Source organism: Microbulbifer elongatus (assembly GCF_020524885.1).
GTDB lineage: Bacteria > Pseudomonadota > Gammaproteobacteria > Pseudomonadales > Cellvibrionaceae > Microbulbifer > Microbulbifer elongatus_A.
The window spans coordinates 513339-532411 of sequence record NZ_JAIVKJ010000002.1 but is presented as its reverse complement, the minus strand read 5'-3'; the positions used below and the strand labels follow the sequence as shown (position 1 = coordinate 532411).

Below are 19073 nucleotides of genomic sequence, written 5' to 3'. Positions count from 1 at the left end.
ATAAAAAGGTGAATTCATGAAATTACAGAACACGCTGCTCGCCGCAGCCATCACTGCCGCCATGAGCGCTCCCGCCCTCGCCGCTGACACCATGCGCATGGTCTTGGAATACAAGCCAGGCCAGGGCGACGCGGTCAAAACTGTACTGGAAGGGCGCGGCATTACCGTGCACCGCGAACTCGAGCGCTTCGACAGCCTGGCGCTGGAGATGACCAAAGAGCAGTTCGTCGCCATGAAGGATGTCTCCGGCATCGTCGGCGTTTACGCGGACACCCCGCGTGAGATGCTCGAGACCGGCACCATGGGCGAGATTTCGCCCTTCGGCATTGCCCAGACCCAGGCCGACCAGCTCAACTACGCCGGCGGCACCAAGGTGTGCATCATCGACTCTGGTTACGACTACGGCCACCCGGACCTGCCCGCTTCGGCGGTAACCGGCGAAGAGGGAGGCCTGGCTGGCCCCTGGAACCAGGATGGCAGCGGTCACGGTACCCATGTTGCCGGCACCATCGCCGCGCTGGGCGGTAACGGCGAGGGCGTTGTCGGCGTCAATGACGACGGCAATATCCAGCTGCACATCGTGCGCGTCTTCAACGACGAAGGTGGCTTTGCCTACGCCTCCAGTCTGGCAGGTGCCATCAGCGACTGTGCCGACGCCGGTGCCAACGTAATCTCCATGAGCCTCGGTGGCGCCCTGGAAAACCCGATCGAAGAGCGCGCCATCAATCAGGCAGCGCGCGACGGCGTGCTGATGATCGCCGCGGCCGGTAACGATGGTCTTGCCTGGCACTCATACCCCGCGTCCTACGACGCGGTAATGTCCGTGGCCGCGGTGGATGGCGGCGGCAACCACGCGTCCTTTTCCCAGCGCACTGCTCAGGTGGAAATCGCCGCTCCCGGTGTGAGCACTCTATCCACCGTGCCCCGCGGCACCGGTGAAACCGGTGTGGGCGCAGTATCCCAGAACGGTGCCTCGTTTGAGTCGATCCCCATGGTGGGCGGCACCATTGGCACTGTCACTGCCCCGCTGGCAAATTGCGGCATCGCCGACAGCGCCTGCGAAGACGCGACTGGCAAGATCTGCGTAATTGAGCGTGGCGGAATCAGCTTCGGTGACAAGGTCGCCAACTGTGAGGCTGGCGGCGGCATCGGTGCCATCGTCTACAACAACGCACCGGGCATCTTCGGCGGCGACCTGGGCACCACCAGCGATTTGGTTGCGGTATCCCTCAGCCAGGAAGACGGTGAAGCACTGGAAATGGGTATGGAAGCTACCATCGCCATCGAGCCAATGGCGGACTACGACTACAAGTCCGGCACCTCCATGGCCACGCCGCACGTTTCCGGTATCGCCGCGAAAGTGTGGAGCCACTTCCCGCAGTGCAGCGCCAACGACATCCGCCTGGCCCTGCGTGCTTCCGCGGCCGATCTGGGTGAACCTGGTTACGACTACAGCACCGGCTGGGGGCTAGTACAGACCAAGGCGGCCTTCGACTACCTGGCGGCCAATGGCTGTAAATCACCGAATAGCATCCTGCGGGGTGGAGAAGGCCGCGCCCGCTAATTGCTTTTCAAACCGTGAGTGGTCAAAGGGCTCCAAGAAACCTCGTAACCAGCGCCAGGGACGGCGCAATTCAAGCAGCCTTTACGGCTGCTTTTTTGGTTTTACCGCGCGCTCAACTTTCTTCACTGGCGGACAGCAACGGCGAGAGATCCAGATTCGCGGCACCATTGCGGGAATCGGCACCTGGGTCGAAAGGCACAACCCCAAGGCAGGGAGCGGGCAGCAGCGCACGCAGGGTCATCAGGTTTTCCTCCGCGCGCGGCATCTCCTCCTGCGGCCCGCGGGCAAAGTTCGCTACCCAGCCGGCCAGAGTCAGGCCATCCCGATGGACGGCCTCGGCAGTGAGCAGCGCGTGATTAATACACCCAAGCTCCATATTCACCACCAGGATCACCGGCAGCCCCAGTTCTCTGGGCAGATCCGACAGGAACTGGCGCGGTGTCAGCGGTACCCGCCAGCCTCCGGCCCCCTCAATCAATACGAGATCTGCCTTGCCACTCATTACTCCGCGGCAGATTCCCACCAGCCGGGACGCATCCAATCGCTTACCCGCTTCCATCGCAGCAATATGCGGCGCAACGGCGGGCTCCAGCGCGATGGGATTTACCTGCTCGTAGGGAAGGTCCTCGCTCATCGCCGCTATCAGTGTCAGCGCATCACTATTGCGCAGCCCCTCCGGGGTCTGCTCACACCCGGAAGCCACCGGCTTCACCGCAGCCGTCTTCAGCCCCCGCCCTGCCGCCGCATGTAGCAGCGCCGCAGTGATGTAGGTCTTGCCGACTTCCGTATTGGTTCCAGTCACAAAAAACGTACGAGTCACAGGAACATTACCCCCCTCATAGAAATCTTTTATGTTGACGCCCCTTTAAACGTGGCCTACTTGCTGATAAATTGACCACCTAGAGCAGTAATCGTACAACCCACTTCGCCGAATACGGCCGGGGTTAGGATAATTGCCTAACAAATGCCCCGACCTTGGTTCGGGGTGACAGCAAAGGACAGCGCTGTCATGACGCTATTGCGTCACCAAGTCGCACCGCGCAACCACATTGCTTAGCCAGCGGCGGGCTCACCCCGCCACTACGCCGAGTCTCCCCGCGAAAGGCAGGGAAGTGGAAGTGCGAAAGTACGGAAGCTGATTTCAGCCCCGGAATGACACCACAAATGCCATTACTACCGACGAGAGCCATGCGATACCTGAAACTTAGCCTGATTGCCCTTTTGCTTCTTCCGACCCTGGCCTTGGCCAAGATCAAGCCCGTGGATGAAGTAGTAGTCTACAAATCCAAACACCTGATGCAGCTGAAACGCAACGGCAGGGTAGTGAAAAGCTACAAGGTCGTGTTCGGCAAAAACCCGGTGGGCCACAAACAGTACGAAGGTGATTCCCGTACTCCGGAAGGCCGTTACACCCTGAACTGGAAGAAGAAGAACAGCACCTACTACCGCGCAATTCAGGTTTCCTACCCGAACGCAGCGGACCGTGCACGGGCGAAAAAAATGGGCCGCAGCCCCGGTGGCTCCATTATGATCCACGGCCAGAAGCCGCACTGGAAAAACATCGAGCAGTATCTGACCAAGATGAACTGGACCGAAGGCTGTATCGCTGTGACCAACCCGGAGATGGATGAGATCTGGGCGATGGTGGATACCGGTACGCCGATCGAGATCTTCCCGTAATTTTCCCGTAATTCGTTTTTTTGCAGGCCCAGGGACGGGCCTCAATGCTCTTCCTGGTAATACTCCGGCGCCAAGTCATCAAAGCGCGTGTATTTACCCACAAACGCCGCCCGGCAGGTACCGATCTCACCGTTACGCTGCTTACCGATAATCAATTCCGCCAGGCCCTTGTCCGGGCTGTCCTCGTTGTAATACTCATCGCGGTAGATAAACAGGATCACATCCGCATCCTGCTCGATCGCCCCGGATTCCCGCAGGTCTGAGTTCATCGGCCGCTTGTTCGGGCGCTGTTCAACCCCCCGGTTCAACTGCGACAGCGCAATCACCGGGCATTCGTATTCTTTCGCCAGCCCCTTCAAAGAGCGCGAGATCTCGGAAATCTCCTGGGTACGCCCCTCGGTGCTGCCCTTCACCTGCATCAGCTGCAGGTAGTCCACCATCACCAGCGCCGGCATCGCGCGTCGCTCCGCCTCCTCACGGGACAGCTTCGGGTCCGCCTGCATCAGCTTGTTGGTGTGGTCGCGCACCGTGCGCTTCACTCGTGCGCGCACCTCACTGGGGGAGAGGCCCGGGGTATCGTCAATGTAGAGTCCCTTGCCCTTCATCTTCTGTACCGCGCTGGACAGCTTCGGCCAATCCTCTTCCTGCAGCTTGCCGTTGCGGATGCGCCCCTGATCGATCTTGCCGATCGAGGACAACATACGCATCACCAGGCTGTCGGAGGGCATCTCCATACTGAACACCAGGGTAGGCTTTTCCTGGCTCAGCATGGCCGCTTCGACGAAGTTCAGTGCCAATGCGGTCTTACCCATGGATGGACGCGCAGCGAGAATGATCATTTCACCCGGCTGCCAGCCGGAAGTACGCTGGTCCAGTTCGGTGAGCCCGGTACTGAGGCCGGTGAGATCACCCTCGGACTTGAACAGCTCGTCAATGCGCTCGACGGTTTTCTTCAGCAGCGAGTCGACACCGACAAAACCGCCCTCTTTGGCGCGCCCCTCAGCGATCTCCGCCACCCGGCGCTCGGCCATCTGCAGCAGATCCGCAGAGCCCAGACCACCAGGGTTGAAGCTGGTGCGACTGATTTCACCGGCAGCAGCGATCAGCTGGCGCAGCATGGAGCGCTCGCGCACGATCTTGGCGTAGGCGACGATGTTCGCGGTAGAGGGGGTGTTTTCAGCGAGTTCCGCCAGGTACGCCGGGCCGCCGATATCCGCGAGCAGGTCGCGGGTGGCGAGCCCTTCGGCGAGGGTAACGATATCCAGCGGCTGCTCGCCACTGGAAAGCTCCAGCATCACCCCGAAGATGACCCGGTGGTTGGCAACGAAGAAATCCTCTGCGCTCAACTGCTCCGCCACCGCATCCAGACGGCTGGCGTCCAGCATCAGGCCGCCCAGTACCGACTGCTCGGCTTCAACCGAGTGCGGCAGCGGTGAGCTGGCGGTGGCTTCCTGGGTTTCTTCTTCCTGCGGGGCGTATTCGTTCATCTTGCGTTATTTATCAGCTGGGCGGATTTTCTGGCCCCAATAGTTTTACCGGGCGCAGAAACAGATCAGGCGCTGGCCCTCCGTTGCCGATCCGAAGATCCGCAGGGAGATTCCAGCGCCTGATTGTAGCGCGGCTGGCCGGCTAACGGGCAATTCCGTTTGCCGGCCGCCGCACTATGGCGTGCGGGAAGCAGCAGAAGCTTATTCGGCTTCTACAACAACCTTCACAGCGGTGATCACGTCGGCGTGCAGCTGTACGTCTACTTCGTACTCGCCCACTTCGCGCAGTGCACCTTCCGGCAGCTTCACTTCGGCTTTTTCTACAGCAACGCCAGCAGCGGTGATCGCTTCGGCGATGTCGCGAGTGCCGATGGAGCCGAACAGCTTGCCTTCGTCACCAGCGTTGGCAGCGATGGTTACAACCACGCCTTCCAGCTGGGTAGCGCGGCTTTCAGCTTCACTTACTTTGGCAGCAGCTGCTGCTTCCAGCTCAGCGCGCTTGGCTTCGAACTCAGCGATGTTCGCTGCGTTGGCCAGAACGGCTTTACCGGTAGGCAACAGGAAGTTGCGGCCGAAACCGGCTTTTACTTCAACGCGGTCGCCCACGTTGCCCAGTTTGCCTACTTTGTCGAGCAGAATAACTTCCATCTCGGAACCCTCAGTTTCAGTTCTTGTGCGCCGCTCAGCGGTTGTTGCTCGAGCGTGCGCGAATATCAATCCAGCTATCGATCAGGGCCAGCCCACACAGGAACCCGGCCAGCGGCAGTGCAGCGATCACCAATGAAACATACATGGCAATCAGCGGACCGCGCCCCCAGCCCTTCCGGGCCACCAGCCAGTGGATCAGACAGATGCCCGCCACCATGATGGGGAAGGCAGCTACCGCGCCCCAGAACACAAAGTGTTCACTGACGAGGCAGTAGATCCACAACAGCATACCGGCAGCGGCGATGGGCAGAGGCATACGCAGTGCGTGCATCTCTTCCCGGAAACCGCCGGGGTTGTACAGCAGCGCCTGCCACCAGCGCCCCAGCACCAGGCCGAGTACTGCGCTAATCACCGACACGAATGCCAGGTAACCCGTGGCCTGCGCCTCGCTGGCAAACGCCTTGCTCAGCTGCTGAGCCTCCGGGGTGGTCGCACCACCAGCGGCCTCATTGACCGCCTGGATCAGGTTTTCCAGTACGCCACCGCTTACCTGTGAGGTCACCAGGATCCCCAGGCTCGTTGCGATGGTCAGCACTACCAGAGCCCAGCTCCAGGCTCGGGTGGCGCGCAGTACCAGTGCACCAGCCAGCACCCCCACAAAGTGGGTGATTGCCATGCCGGCCATCAGCGGGGACATATAGCCCGCACCGGCGGCGGCAACCACCGGCAGTAGCGCCCAGACCAGAACAAACAGGCCGTCACTGCTGCCGCGGCGCAACCCCACCAGTGCCAGCACGGCGGGGCTGATCAGCGGGATTCCCACCAGAGTGAGGATCACCGCGCGTACGCGCGATCGCATAGCAAATTCAGCGATGGCGCGCACTAGATAGCTTCTCTTTTAAAACAATACGTACGAAGCAAAGCGCAGCTTAGGCTTCGTGGCTGTCCGTGTACGGCAGCAGCGCGATGTAGCGAGCGCGCTTGACCGCGGTGGCCAGCTGACGCTGATACTTGGCTTTGGTGCCAGTGATACGGCTCGGTACGATTTTGCCAGTTTCGGAAACGTAGGCTTTCAGGGTATCGAGGTCTTTGTAGTCGATACGCTTGACGCCTTCAGCGGTGAAACGGCAGAACTTACGACGACGGAAAAAACGTGCCATCAGATTATCCCCTTACTCTTCGTCTTCGGTGGTGTCGGAAGACTTGTCTTCCTGGGCGCCTTCGGAAGAAGAATCTTCACGTTCGGCGCGCTCGCGACGCTCAGAGCGTTCTGCGCGCGCAGCTTTGCGCTCGCGGGACTCTTTCTCAGCCTTCATGATCGGGCTTTCTTCGGTGATAGCTTCGTCTTCACGAATCACCAGATTGCGCAGCACGGCGTCGTTGTACTTGAAGTTGGTGGTCAGTTCGGCCAGCGCTTCTTCAGTACACTCAACATTCATCAGAATGTAGTGAGCCTTGTGGATCTTGTTGATCGGGTAAGCCAGACGGCGGCGGCCCCAGTCTTCCAGACGGTGAACGTCACCGCCGCTTTCTTTGATGGTCGCAGTGTAACGCTCGACCATGCCGGGCACCTGCTCGCTCTGGTCCGGGTGAACCAGGAATACAATTTCGTAATGACGCATTTTAGCTCCTTACGGGTTAACACAGCCTCCTGGCTTGCCGCCGCCCGAATGCATATTCAGGTGCAGCGACTGCCCGGTGAGGCAAGGAGTACGCAATAGCGACCCAGATGGGTCCATTGCGGGCGGCGTATTCTATGCGGGGGGACAACTGGTTGCAAGTTGATCGATTACATGCGGCGCGAGAATGTAGGGAGAGGATCAGCCTGCGGACGCAAAGTGTCTATCGGGGAGCGCAGAGCACGCCCTATATTAAACAGCCGTCTCGCAGACCTTTACCAATGACAGACACAGAATGAGCAGTCAAAAACGCGTCATCCCCCTGCAGTTCATGGGCTTCCAGGTGCCCCTGACCATTCACCCCCAAAGCGCACGAGGGCCCATGGCGCTGGTACTACCAGCACTCGGCGTCCCGGCGAGCAAGTACTCACATTTGCTCACCGCCCTGGGGGAGCGGGGTTACCACACCGCGATTTGCGAGATGCCTGGAACCGGGGAGAGCCACCCCAAGCCCGCCCGCGGGGTGGATTACGGCTACAGCGACCTGGTATTTGACTGGATTCCGCTGGTTTTGCAGACCCTGCAGCAGGAAACCGGGCAAAGACCCCAACTGATTCTCGGCCACAGTATTGGCGGCCAGGTCGCCACCCTCGCTACCCGTGCAGGGCTGACCGGTGACTCGCGCGTTGTCAGCGTCGCCTCTGGCCATCTGGACAGCCGCAGCTGGCGTGGTCTGAAACGCGCCGCAGTGGTCGGTGCGGCGCTCACGGCACTTACCAGCACCCGCATTCTGGGCTACTTCCCTGGAAGCCAGCTCAGATTTGGCGGTCGCGAGGCCGCCACCCTGATGCGCGACTGGGGCAATGGCATCATCCGCGGCCGCTTTACGCCCGAGTACCGCATCGACGCCCTTGCCAGCCACTCTGCCAATAACTCTGCCAGCAAGTCCGCCACCACTGCGGCGCCATGCGAGCCCGGTCAGTCGTTACACCTGAGCATCATTGGTGACCCCTTCGCGCCCATCAACGCGACACGGCGTCTCGCCGAGCTGGTAGCGGGGGAGGTGCGAGAAATTGCCCCCAGCTTTGGGAAGGGCAACCCGCACCTGAGCTGGATTCGCAATCCAGGGCCTGTCGTGGAAGAAATCGTGCAATGGATCGAGTGCGGGAAGACAGCAGCACCGGAGCTGCAGAAGTAGTCACAGATTTTTCAAATAAAGTTTGAGGGGTGCCGGAGATGGACCGTCTCACTACTACAAGGTCGCCAAAATAAAGTGAATCTCTGATTCCGATAAAACAATCCCAGTAACAATAAGAATAATCTCCAGGGACCGACGAATAACAATCAGGACTCAATACGAAGAGGGGCGGCAACGCCCCTCCACTTTCTTTTTCTTCACGCTATCCGCTCTTGCCTGAGCAAGCCCTCACCTTCTGAAACCACCACACTACCCAGCATTTTGATATTGCCGTGCTCGCGCGTGTATCCAGGAATCCGACATGTATTCAGGCAACAAGCGGGGGCTGTGTGCCCCCACCCAGAAGCGACCCGGGCCGCCTCAGAAAACGTAACGTACACTCAAGCTGGCTTCGGTCTTGTCGTAGCCGTAGATATCGAAGTTCTCGTCATTGTCCGTGCGAATAACCCGCGCATCCAGCTGCAGTCGTGGCATTAACTGCACCTCCGCGCCGATCCAGCTGCGCAAGCGGTTGCCGTCCCGCGCCTGGTGCTTGAATTCGCCGTCGCTGTCCTGCAACCGGTTGTAGCCGCGATAGTGGCTCAGACGGTAATGGCTGCCTGCATGGAGCGTCCAACCCCACGACAGCGGCAGCTCCGCTTCAACCCCGAAGGTCTGGCGGCGCGGTGAATAACTGTAAAAGCCATCATCCCCGGCAATCAGATCCTCGCGATCATCCAGGTCCAGGCGGTACAGCACATCTACGTCCATCGTCGCCAGCGGCGCAGCCCATCGCGCCTCGAATCGCTGCCGCCAGCCATCCAGGTAGCGGTATGCCTCGGTGCCGTTGAAGTAGCTGGGCTGGTACGCCAGCGTCAGTACGCCAGCGTCGAATGCTTGCTGCGCACGACCGACAAAACGCCATTCGCTGGTGACGCGCTCACCGCCGAGGGATGCAGTCTCTGCAACCCCACCCAGCTCTACCAGCCAGCCCTGCCATGGCATATGCCGTGAAACACCAACATTGAAACTTGAAAGGTTCAGACTCTCCAGATCGCTGTAGCGACGACCAAAGGCAAACCCGTGCAGACGCCAGCCATCCTCCGCAGTACCCTGCAAGCGATACTGGCCCCAGGCAAACAACTCGGTGTAGGTATCTTCGCCCACCGAATCATCGGTGAGCAGCTCATTCTGTAGCGAATAGGCGTTACTGTCATAACCCGAGGTCAGGCTCAACAGTGCCAATCCACGGTCCTGATCCTGCTCCCCTGCAGGCTCCGCCCCAGGGGCCCCCGCCAGCGCCGACAGGCGCATCAGTGCCAGGCGTCGCAGCTTGGGGGATTCGCTATCGGTAAGCTCCCGGTAATAACCCACTGCGGATACCGGGCGGCCCTGCTTTTCCGCCATCAGACCCAGCTGCAGGCGCGCCACATCACTCCACTCAGGATCGTCCAGCAGTTGCTGAAACTGTACTTGCGCTGCCTGGTAGCGACCAAGCTTGAATAGGGTCACGCCCACGTTATAAGTCAGACTTGGGCCCTGCTGCCCACCCTGCCGGGCCTGTTCGAAATGCGCCAGCGCGCGCTCGTAATCCCCACCCTTAAATGCTGCGGTGCCATCGGCAAACGGCTCTTGGGCACCTGCGGGCGCTGCTGCCACAACCCAGCACAGCAGGCCGGCGAGTAACTTCGGCGTCAATTCCATTTTCAATACCTCCAAAACACAACAGGCCGGGCGCATTGCGCCCAGCCTCAAAAAAAGAATCATTCACTAACAGGCTTCACCCGCTACCTCTGCAATCGTTAGCCTTCCACAGCCACATCCGCCGCCGCTGCGGGGTCCAGATTCAGAACGCCTTCGAGCAGCTTCTCCAGATCCACTGGCAGGCGGTCTTTCACGTCCTGCGGCAGGTTGTCGATAATCGCCTGAACGTCCGCCATGGACCCGGCGTAGTCGGCGCCACTGAGGGCGTTCTTGAGAGCCTCTTCCGCGGCCTCGCGGGCAGCAGCAGCATTTTCCTGCGCGCTCAGGGCTGCCGCGTTGGCATTGGCAATCGCCGCTTCACTGCGCGCCATGGCATCGGCGACCAGAGCTGCAATCTCTTCCGCCTTCAGCTTGCCGGCGGCATTAATTTCCGCCTGCGCCTTTTCCGCATCGGCATTCGTGGCAGCAATCGCGGCATTGGCTTTTGCCAGACTTTCAGCGGCGGCTTCCACAGCGATACTGCTCGACATTTCTGGCAGCTCGATCACATTGATCGCATCTTGTGCGGTGGCTTCGGCATCAACCACGGAAACATCGACATCCAGGTCCGCATTCACCTCAACATCGCTCGCCAGCACATTGCCACTGATCGGAGCGGCAACCATCAGGCCTAGCGCCATCCATGCTTTCAAAGTCTTCATAGTTTTACCTCATTTGTGTCTTTCAGCGTTGTGTTTGAAGTCAGATCGTTTGCGGCGTGGACGCCGCATCATTATTTGCCGGCAATTCCGCGCCTGCGGGGAGATCCACCGGCACATAAAACTCTTTACGTGCACCCTCGTGCTCAATACGAATCAATATTTCGTTGCGCTGGCCGCTGCGTGCGCGCACCGGCAGTGTCAGCCGATTCGCACCCGCACTGAGATTGGTGCGCCAGCTCAGCTCACGCTGATCGCCATAACCCTCGAGCGCGAGATGCTCTGGGAGAGACACACTGATCACAGCGCCCTCCATAGCGCGCGCGGCATCGACAGACACCCGCACCGGCAGCGCTTGCGATATCGCTGCCTGCATCATCGCGGTCTCAACAGTGGGCGCGGACGACTGCCACTGAGGCAGCGCTGCAATGACCGCGAACAACACACTGGCAGCAGTAGCCAGTTGCCACTTGCGCACACTGCCGTGCACCGCGCTGCTCCGTTTTGGCAGCGCTGCCTTGAGCACACGCTCCTCAAAATATTCGCTCGGCTGTGGCGCCGGCATAGTGCGCAGCAGGTTTACCAGGCGCAGCTCTTCCGCGTATTCGCGACACTCGCCACAACGATGCAGATGCTTCAACAGTACGCTGTTGTTTTCCCTTTGCATCAAGTCCAGTTCGCGACGAGCCTGACAGCAGTTCATCATTTCCTTCCATCCTTCAGTGTGCGATTCCGCCACTCGCTTTTTACCGAGTGCTGTACCGCGCTCTTTCTATTGGTTAACACGCGGCAAAGACTTCAACAGTTCCCGGCTCAAGCACGGATCTCAGTTTTTTTCGCGCCCGGTGTAACCGGGACTTAACAGTGCCCACATTGATATCGAGAATTTCGGCGACTTCCAGCGCGGTATAACCCTCGACATCGTGTAACAGCACAACGTCACGCCAAGACTCATCCAGCGTGAACAGCGCGCGATTGAGCAACCGCTGAAGTTCGAGCTGTTGATAATGGTTGTGCCCGTCTTCCAGGCGCTCCTGGAAAAATTGGTCATCGCTGACACAGGGTGCAGTCTCATCAATAGGGGAATTGGCGCGACGGCGGTACAGATCCACATAGCGCCGGTAGAGCACTTTGATCAGCCAGGGCCCCAACTTCTCCACCGCTGCCAGTTCATCGACACGGGGAAACAGACGGGTGAGCACATCCTGCACCAGGTCTTCCGCATCCGCCCGCTCCTGCGTCCAGCGGTAGGCCATGCGGTGCATCAGACGCAGATGCGGTCGCACCAGTGCGGTAAAGCGGTCTTCCTTTGCCGCTTTACCACGAAAAAACTCAATCAAGGACACCCGTTTACTCCTTTCCCCATTCCCACAATATCGATATTCAGGATTTGCCGATTAACACGTTGCAGACCCACAAAAGGTTCCCGCAAACATAGCGCGATTGGTGACAGTGTCGAGGGGGAGTAAAGGGGTGGAGAAAGAAAGACGCCGGCAAGACGAAAAACAGGCACCCCATTTCCCGAACCTGGGCGGAACGAGAAAATGGGTGTCGATCGGGCGAGACCCACTCGCCACGAAATTGCGCCACCTGGCGGCAATTTCGAGCGAACGGGATGTCGTTAAGTGAAGGGCGGCGCTTAGCCGGCGGAGCGTTGCCGCACCGCTTCGAACAGACAGACGCCGGTGGCGACCGATACATTTAGGCTACTGACTTCGCCAGCCATGGGAATATTTACCAAATGATCGCAGTTTTCCCGGGTAAGGCGACGCAGGCCGGGGCCCTCGGCCCCCATGACCAGAGCAAGCGGCCCGGTGAGGGAGGACTGATAGATATTCTGCTCCGCCTCACCGGCAGCACCGTAAATCCACACGCCCGCCTGCTGCAGCATTTGCAGGGTGCGCGCGAGATTGGTCACGGTGACAAACGGCAGGACTTCCGCGGCACCGCAGGCGACCTTGCGCGCGGTGGGCGTGAGCCCAGCGGCCTTGTCCTTGGGCGCAATCACCGCGTGCACGCCGGCGGCCTCTGCGGAACGCAGGCAGGCACCGAGGTTGTGAGGGTCGGTAATGCCATCCAATACCAGCAGGAACGGCGCCTCACCCTTTTCGTCCAGCTGCTGCAGCAGGGACTTCAGGAACTGCTCATCGTAAATCTTCGTGTCACCGACGCAGACCGCGACGGCGCCCTGATGATTACCGTCGTCGCCGACTTTTTCATCCAGCGCGCGCCGATCCACAAAGCGAATGGCTATGTCATTCTGCTCCGCCTGACGGATGATTTTTTGCAGCTTCTGATCTTTTCGCCCACGCAATAACAGCAGCTCCTGCACCTGCTGGGGGCTACTTTTCAACAGGGCCTGCACCGCGTGCAGGCCGTATACCAATTGCTGTGCCACGGTTTATTGCTTCCCGCCCGGTTTCTTTGAAATTTTCTTCTTCAGCTTTTTCTTGGCTTTCTTCTTCGCTGCCCGTGCCGCAGACTCTGCCTTGTCCGCTTTCTGAGCGGCCTTGCGCGCCGCTACGGAAGGACGCTTGCCGCCTTTGCGTGGCGGCGTCTTTTTCGGCTTGCGCTTGCGCGGCGGCTCTTCACCTGCGTCGGTTTCCTGCGGCACCTCTTGGGATGGCGGTACAATTTCCGCTTCGTCGCTGCCTACCTTGCGCTTGCGAATCGGACGCGGCTCTTCCCCCTCCTCAGCCGGAACTTTTTTCTTCAGTCCCGCACCCCAGGGGCTGGCTTTTTTCTCTTCGGAACTAAAGTCCGACTTGCCACGACGCTGGCGCTCCTGCTGAAACTCCACCGCCATTTCCATCGCTCGACCACTCACTTCTGTAGACTCCTCAACTCGGCGAGACTTGCCCGCCTTTGCTGCCTTCGCTTTCGCGGGCTTTTCACTTGCGACCTGGTCGCTTGCAGACTTCTTGTCCACCTTGGGTTTACGGTATTTGGGGTTTTGGTAACTGGGACGCGGGTGCAGCTCCACAAAGGTGAAGTCCACCTTGCGCTCTTCCAGATCCACCCTCGCCACCTGCACAGTCACACCGTCGCCCAGATGGAAGCGGGTACCGCTGCGCTCGCCAATAAGGCGCTGCTGTGCCTGCTCGAAGTGGTAGTAATCCTTGGGCAGGGCGGTGACGTGAATCAGCCCCTCCACGTACAGGTCATCCAGCTCAACAAACAGACCAAACCCGGTCACCGCACTGATCACGCCGCGATAAACCTCGCCCACGTGATCCTGTAGGTATTCGCACTTGAGCCAGCTGACCACATCGCGGGTGGCGTCGTCGGCGCGGCGCTCGGTCATAGAGCAGTGCTCACCCAGCTCCACCATGGCAACGGTGCTATAGGGCAGTATCTGCTCCCGCTCCAGCGCGTGCGCTCCCGGTGCCAGGCGCACTTTTTGCGCCACTGTTGCGGGGTTCGCGCTGCCATTGCGGATCAGCCAGCGCAGCCCGCGGTGCAGCAGCAGGTCCGGGTAGCGGCGAATGGGAGAGGTAAAGTGCGCGTAAGCTCGGTAATCGAGACCGAAGTGACCGCGGTTTTCCGGCTGGTACACCGCCTGGTTCATGGAACGCAGCAGCATCGTCTGGATGATGTGGAAATCCGGGCGCCCGTCCACTTCGGTGAGTAGCGCCTGGTAATCACTGGGTTGCGGCTCGCTGCCGCCTTCCAGACGCAGACCCAGCTCGCCCAGGTATTCACGAAGGTTTTCCAGGCGCTCCTGCTTGGGAATATCGTGCACGCGATACAGTGCCGGCAGCTCCGCCACCTCCATCAGCTCCGCGGCGCACACGTTGGCGGCGAGCATGCACTCTTCGATCATCTTATGCGCGTCGTTGCGCTGCACCGGCACGATGCGCTCAATCTTGCGCGTAGCGTCAAAAATGATGCGCGTCTCGGTGGTTTCAAAATCGATGGCGCCGCGGCGGTCGCGGGCGCGGCGCAGGGCGCGGTAGAGGTCGTGCAGGTTGTCGATATGCGGCGTCAGCGCGGCAAACCGCTTGCGGATACCGCTGTTGCGGTCGTCCCGCTCATCTACCATTTCACCCACCTGGGTGTAGGTAAAACGCGCGTGGCTGCGCATCAGTCCCTCAAAGAACTGATAGCCGACAATACTGCCGGACTCATCAATGCGCATTTCGCACACCATGCACAACCGGTCCACTTCGGGATTCAGCGAGCAGAGGCCGTTGGAGAGTTTCTCCGGCAGCATCGGCACCACGAAGTCCGGGAAATACACCGAGTTGCCGCGCTGGTGCGCTTCCACGTCCAGCGGCGTGCCCACTTCTACGTAGTGGGAGACATCGGCGATAGCCACCAACAATTTCCAGTTGCCGTCGGGCAACACCTCGCAGTACACCGCGTCGTCAAAGTCCCGCGCATCTTCACCGTCGATGGTCACCAGCGGCAGCTGGCGCAGGTCAATACGCGCCTTCTTATGCTCCTCGAGTACCTCGTCGGCAATACCCTCCACCTGCGCCAGCACCGCGGCGGGCCAGATGTGGGGAATACCGTAATTGCGGATGGCGACGTCGATTTCCATCCCCGGGGCCAGATGGTCGCCAAGGACTTCCGCCACTTCACCGTGCGGCAGGGTATTGCGACCGGGCTGGGCAGTGATGTTGACCACTACATACTGGCCACTGGTGGCATCGGCACACTTGCCTTCTGGCACCATCACATCCAGGGTCATGCGCGGATTGTCCGGGCGCACAAAGCAGATACCGTCTTCGCGGTAGAGGCGTCCGGCCAACTGGTGGGTATTGTGTTTGATGACGCGCACAACGGCGCCTTCGCGCTTGCCGCGAAAACCGCCGGGGGTCTCGCGCACCAGCACCTCGTCGCCGTCGAACACCTTGCGCATCTGGCGGTGGGAAAGAAACAGGTCGTCACTGCCATCGCCGGGGGATACGAAACCAAAGCCATCGCGGTGACCGATCACGCGGCCACGCACCAGGCTCATTTTATCGAGCACACCGAAATCACCGGCGCGGTTGCTGGCAATCTGGCCGTCCCGGCTCATGGCGATCAGGCGTCGGCGCACGCCCTCGCGGCGGTCTTCATCGTCGATGGACAACAGATCCGCAACGGCTTCCCAGGCCAGGGGGCCGGACTGCTGCTCCAGCAGGTCCAGCAGGAACTCGCGGCTGGGCACGGGCTTTTCATACTTCTCCGCCTCGCGCTCGGCGTGAGGATCGGCTGTCGGTCCAGCGCTGTCAGGGGCGGGTGAGTTGGGTTTGTCTTGATTCAAAACAGCTTCCATTGTTCTGCGATTGACCGCGCAGTCTGCGCAGCCCCGGGATACGCCCGGCGCAGTGGGATGAGTGATTACAACCAGAAGTGGCGAATGCCGGGAGCGGCCGCAAGCCACCCTGAATGTTGCACATTGCCGCGAGTATAAGCGATTTGGCCGCAATTCCCGACCCGTTTTGCCGGCGAAGGCCCCTCTAGATTACGCGGTGCGCCAATGGGCACCCTCGATGGCGTAAAAAGCCGCAAAAAGGCGTTGACACCCCCGGACCAAATCAATATAGTGCGCGTCCTCAACGGAGCACACCGTTGATTTGCCCAGGTGGCGGAATTGGTAGACGCGCTAGCTTCAGGTGCTAGTGGCCTTACGGTCGTGGAAGTTCAAGTCTTCTCCTGGGCACCATATCTGCATAAAAAAGGCCGACTCGGAAGAGTCGGCCTTTTTTATTTCCAGCTTTCTTTATCCCCGTTCCCGCCCTGGAAGCAGGAGGGAGGAAGCTGACGAGCCACAGCTAGCGCCTCCACGTTCCTCAGCCGCCATTTAGCAGTCTCTTTCAGCGCCAGTCCCTGCGTGAACTGATAAAAATAAATATTTTCGATCCCGACAACTCCAGAATGAAGAGCCCTTCAGTCTTCCTTATAGTCTTCGTCTAATAATCCTTTTTCCTTAAGTGTCTTCACAAGCTTTTCTACCCGCACAAATGCGACCAACCCAAGTATTCCGAACACTAGTGATAAATACTCCATCATAATCCTCCAGATAATTTTTATTTCTCTTTAGCTCTAGCCAGCCCACCAAAATCGCGGACAACACTGCCCACCCATCTAGCTCCCCCATGTACAACTTGTACCTATGGAATGAAGCATCATATGGAAAAATCGGGTGTCGTCAGTCAGCTCACATTTGAAATTTAGAGGCTTACCGTCAAGCTCGGCATTGCTTTCTTCACTTCTCTTTACTCCCTCCCAGATCAGGAACTCCTTGCTCTCATATTCAACAATCAACTTTTGATGGGACACAAATTCCTTTGGAAAAATAGTCCTCTCAGCTTTCGTTAGAGAATCAAAGTGAAATAGGCCCTCATCGTTCGCCTCTATTACCTCTTCATAACTTTTATCGCCAAATTTCACGAGGCGTCGAACGTTAGCACGCGAGGCGGGAACCCCCTTATAGGTCAACAGACCTGAAACCTCCGAAAACAAAAAGACTTCCTTTCCCTTTAAAAGATCCACAGCAATTCCTTTATTCGAAGCTGACAGTGCAATAAGAAAAATAAAACAATAGAAAGTGATACGTCGCAATTTAAACCTCCGGTCAGAGCGACTCGCATACCCCAACAGTTAAAAAACTTGTAAAAGATAGTAACGCAGCAGGGGCGTAAGACATACCAATAGCAGCTGTCCAAATAGGGTTACAAAACGAAAATCAGACAATCGCTTTCAAGCAGGGCAATTTTTACCAAAGGCGGAACCTCATTGAGTGGTTGGCCGCGCTACATAATTGCGCCTTCAGCGCGACAAATTCAAAGCCAGCACATTCGTCAGAGAATTTTGCGCCAATGACTAAGTTGCAAAGTTAGGCACCGTTCACATAACCAACTTCTTCAACCTCAAGTACGGCAAGTTTTGACGCCCAATTCCCTACCCACCCTATACAGCAAAGCCGCACGTATTAGCATGGCGACCACCAGACAGCGCTGTCATTGCTTTTGACAGCGCTGTCTGGAGCACAAGAAATATAACCAAAATAATTGAGGAAACCGCTATGTATCAAAGCACCCAATCCGGGACACAATTACGCAGTGCACTTATCCTACTTGCCTTCTGTGCCCTGCCGAGTATCGACTCCTACGCCCACGGCACCATGGAGGCCCCAGAAAGCCGCATCTACAACTGCTTCCTAAACAACCCAGAAAACCCCTCCGATCCCGCCTGTGCAGCAGCCAAAACCCTGGGCGGCACCCAGCAGTTCTACGACTGGAACGAGATCAACCAGGCCAATGCCGCCGGTGACCACCGCGCCCTGGTGCCCGATGGACAACTCTGCTCTGGTGGCCGCAGCAAATACGCCGGTATGGACCTGGCCCGCAGCGACTGGCAGGCAACCCCAATTACCCCCAATGCTGATGGCACGTTTGACTTTCGTTTCTGGGCAACCGCCCCACATGCCACCGACGAATGGTTGTTTTATATCACCCGCTCCGGCTACACCGGCTCTGAGCCACTGAAGTGGAGCGATATGTTCGAGTTCTGCCGTCTTGGCAACCTACCCGTGAGCGCGGACAAGCGTTACACCCTGACCTGCCCGCTGCCAGAGTTGACCGGCAAACATGTGATTTACACCACTTGGCAACGCTCCGACAGCCCGGAAGCCTTTTACACCTGTACTGATGTAGTGCTCGGTAACGGCACACCCAGTGCGTGGGCCGATGAAGGCCCGCTGCAGGCACAATCGGAACTGGCCACAGGCAGCCGGGTGAGCCTTCGCCTGTTCAACAGTAGCGGCAACGATATGGAAACGATCACTTTAGAGCTGGAGCAGGACTCGACCGCGGCGGAATGGGCACTAGCTTTCGCGAACACGGTCAATACACAATCGCAGTATGCACGTATCGGCGTACTGGACCTTTCCAGCGATACCATTGCACCCGTTGAGAGTACTTCGGAGAACCGGGTTTACACCCAGGCGGACCTGAATTTGAGCCACGAAGTGGATATCCAGCCCGCAGACACCAACAGCAGCAACAATGCGCCCATCGCCAATATAAACGCGTCACCGGGCAGTCTTTCCGGGGCCGGGATCATCAATCTTTCTGGCGCCAACAGCAGCGACCCGGACGGCGATCCACTCAGCTATAGCTGGGTGATCAGCAGCGGTACCGGTGCCACCCTGAACAGCGGCAGTAGCCGGGATGTGGTATTGATTCTCGACGCTCCCGCGGTCGCACAGAACGTGGTGGTAGAGTTGACCGTATCCGACAGCCAAGCGAGCGACAGCACCAGCATCAGTATTCCCCATACGCCGGCATCTACCGGCGACGACTACGACTACATCTACCCGAATGGCATGGGAAGTTATGTACCGGGGGACACAGTGGTACTGGGAAGTGACGGCCATCGCTACCAATGCAGGCTCTTCCCCGAGGGGCAGTGGTGCAATATCAACAGTACCTTCCACTATGCACCGGGCACTGGCACAAATTGGGGCGACGCCTGGATTCAGCTCTGATGGTTTAGGTTTTTGCA

At 58.8% G+C, this 19073-nt stretch carries 17 protein-coding genes and 1 tRNA gene; 5 read left to right on the top strand and 13 right to left on the bottom strand.

Annotation, left to right across the window (positions count from 1 at the left end):
- Window positions 1–16: 16 nt before the first annotated feature.
- Window positions 17–1564, top strand: coding sequence for a S8 family serine peptidase (locus LC059_RS09675; protein ID WP_226703644.1), 1548 nt, complete (start codon window positions 17–19; stop codon window positions 1562–1564).
- A 112-nt stretch (window positions 1565–1676) separates the two neighbouring features.
- On the opposite strand, the gene bioD is transcribed toward LC059_RS09675, so the two are convergent.
- Window positions 1677–2384 (bottom strand): dethiobiotin synthase, encoded by a 708-nt coding sequence (gene bioD / locus LC059_RS09670; RefSeq protein ID WP_226703643.1) that lies wholly within the window; start codon window positions 2382–2384, stop codon window positions 1677–1679.
- A gap of 368 nt (window positions 2385–2752) precedes the next feature.
- Here bioD and LC059_RS09665 point away from each other — a divergent pair, with 368 nt between their 5' ends.
- Window positions 2753–3244 (top strand): L,D-transpeptidase family protein, encoded by a 492-nt coding sequence (locus LC059_RS09665; protein WP_226703642.1) that lies wholly within the window; start codon window positions 2753–2755, stop codon window positions 3242–3244.
- A gap of 41 nt (window positions 3245–3285) precedes the next feature.
- Here LC059_RS09665 and dnaB read toward each other — a convergent pair whose 3' ends face one another.
- From dnaB to rpsF, 5 genes are all read right to left on the bottom strand, one after another.
- On the bottom strand, window positions 3286–4731 hold the full coding sequence (dnaB, locus tag LC059_RS09660) for a replicative DNA helicase (RefSeq protein WP_226703641.1): 1446 nt from the start codon (window positions 4729–4731) through the stop codon (window positions 3286–3288).
- Between the two features lie 201 nt (window positions 4732–4932).
- The gene (gene rplI, locus LC059_RS09655) at window positions 4933–5379 is read right to left on the bottom strand and encodes a 50S ribosomal protein L9 (RefSeq protein WP_226703640.1); all 447 of its coding nucleotides are present in this window, start codon (window positions 5377–5379) and stop codon (window positions 4933–4935) included.
- A 34-nt stretch (window positions 5380–5413) separates the two neighbouring features.
- Window positions 5414–6238, bottom strand: a complete 825-nt coding sequence (locus LC059_RS09650; RefSeq protein WP_226703639.1) for a hypothetical protein — start codon at window positions 6236–6238, stop codon at window positions 5414–5416.
- 70 nt (window positions 6239–6308) lie between these two features.
- A complete protein-coding gene (gene rpsR / locus LC059_RS09645) occupies window positions 6309–6539 on the bottom strand; it encodes a 30S ribosomal protein S18 (RefSeq protein WP_010133305.1) in 231 nt (76 codons plus the stop codon).
- A 12-nt stretch (window positions 6540–6551) separates the two neighbouring features.
- A complete protein-coding gene (gene rpsF / locus LC059_RS09640; RefSeq protein WP_226703638.1) occupies window positions 6552–7001 on the bottom strand; it encodes a 30S ribosomal protein S6 in 450 nt (149 codons plus the stop codon).
- 292 nt (window positions 7002–7293) lie between these two features.
- Between rpsF and LC059_RS09635 the strand changes: the two genes are divergently transcribed.
- Complete coding sequence (locus LC059_RS09635) at window positions 7294–8196, top strand: alpha/beta fold hydrolase (protein ID WP_226703637.1); 903 nt, start codon at window positions 7294–7296, stop codon at window positions 8194–8196.
- A 360-nt stretch (window positions 8197–8556) separates the two neighbouring features.
- Here the strand turns inward: LC059_RS09635 and LC059_RS09630 are convergent, their stop codons facing one another.
- From LC059_RS09630 to rnr, 6 genes are all read right to left on the bottom strand, one after another.
- A complete protein-coding gene (locus LC059_RS09630; protein ID WP_226703636.1) occupies window positions 8557–9879 on the bottom strand; it encodes a tetratricopeptide repeat protein in 1323 nt (440 codons plus the stop codon).
- Window positions 9880–9977: 98 nt separating this feature from the next.
- Entirely contained in the window at window positions 9978–10580 is a 603-nt protein-coding gene (locus LC059_RS09625; RefSeq protein ID WP_226703635.1) for a hypothetical protein, read from the bottom strand.
- Between the two features lie 40 nt (window positions 10581–10620).
- Entirely contained in the window at window positions 10621–11283 is a 663-nt protein-coding gene (locus LC059_RS09620) for a hypothetical protein (RefSeq protein ID WP_226703634.1), read from the bottom strand.
- A 73-nt stretch (window positions 11284–11356) separates the two neighbouring features.
- Complete coding sequence (locus LC059_RS09615) at window positions 11357–11923, bottom strand: RNA polymerase sigma factor (RefSeq protein ID WP_226703633.1); 567 nt, start codon at window positions 11921–11923, stop codon at window positions 11357–11359.
- 293 nt (window positions 11924–12216) lie between these two features.
- Window positions 12217–12975, bottom strand: a complete 759-nt coding sequence (gene rlmB, locus LC059_RS09610) for a 23S rRNA (guanosine(2251)-2'-O)-methyltransferase RlmB (protein ID WP_226703632.1) — start codon at window positions 12973–12975, stop codon at window positions 12217–12219.
- 3 nt (window positions 12976–12978) lie between these two features.
- Window positions 12979–15840, bottom strand: coding sequence for a ribonuclease R (rnr, locus tag LC059_RS09605; RefSeq protein ID WP_226703631.1), 2862 nt, complete (start codon window positions 15838–15840; stop codon window positions 12979–12981).
- Window positions 15841–16143: 303 nt separating this feature from the next.
- Here rnr and LC059_RS09600 point away from each other — a divergent pair.
- A tRNA-Leu gene (locus LC059_RS09600) sits at window positions 16144–16230 on the top strand.
- A 422-nt stretch (window positions 16231–16652) separates the two neighbouring features.
- Here the strand turns inward: LC059_RS09600 and LC059_RS09595 are convergent.
- On the bottom strand, window positions 16653–17129 hold the full coding sequence (locus LC059_RS09595) for a DUF6795 domain-containing protein (RefSeq protein ID WP_226703630.1): 477 nt from the start codon (window positions 17127–17129) through the stop codon (window positions 16653–16655).
- A gap of 463 nt (window positions 17130–17592) precedes the next feature.
- Between LC059_RS09595 and LC059_RS09590 the strand changes: the two genes are divergently transcribed.
- The gene (locus LC059_RS09590; RefSeq protein ID WP_226703629.1) at window positions 17593–19056 is read left to right on the top strand and encodes a lytic polysaccharide monooxygenase; all 1464 of its coding nucleotides are present in this window, start codon (window positions 17593–17595) and stop codon (window positions 19054–19056) included.
- Window positions 19057–19073: the final 17 nt, after the last annotated feature.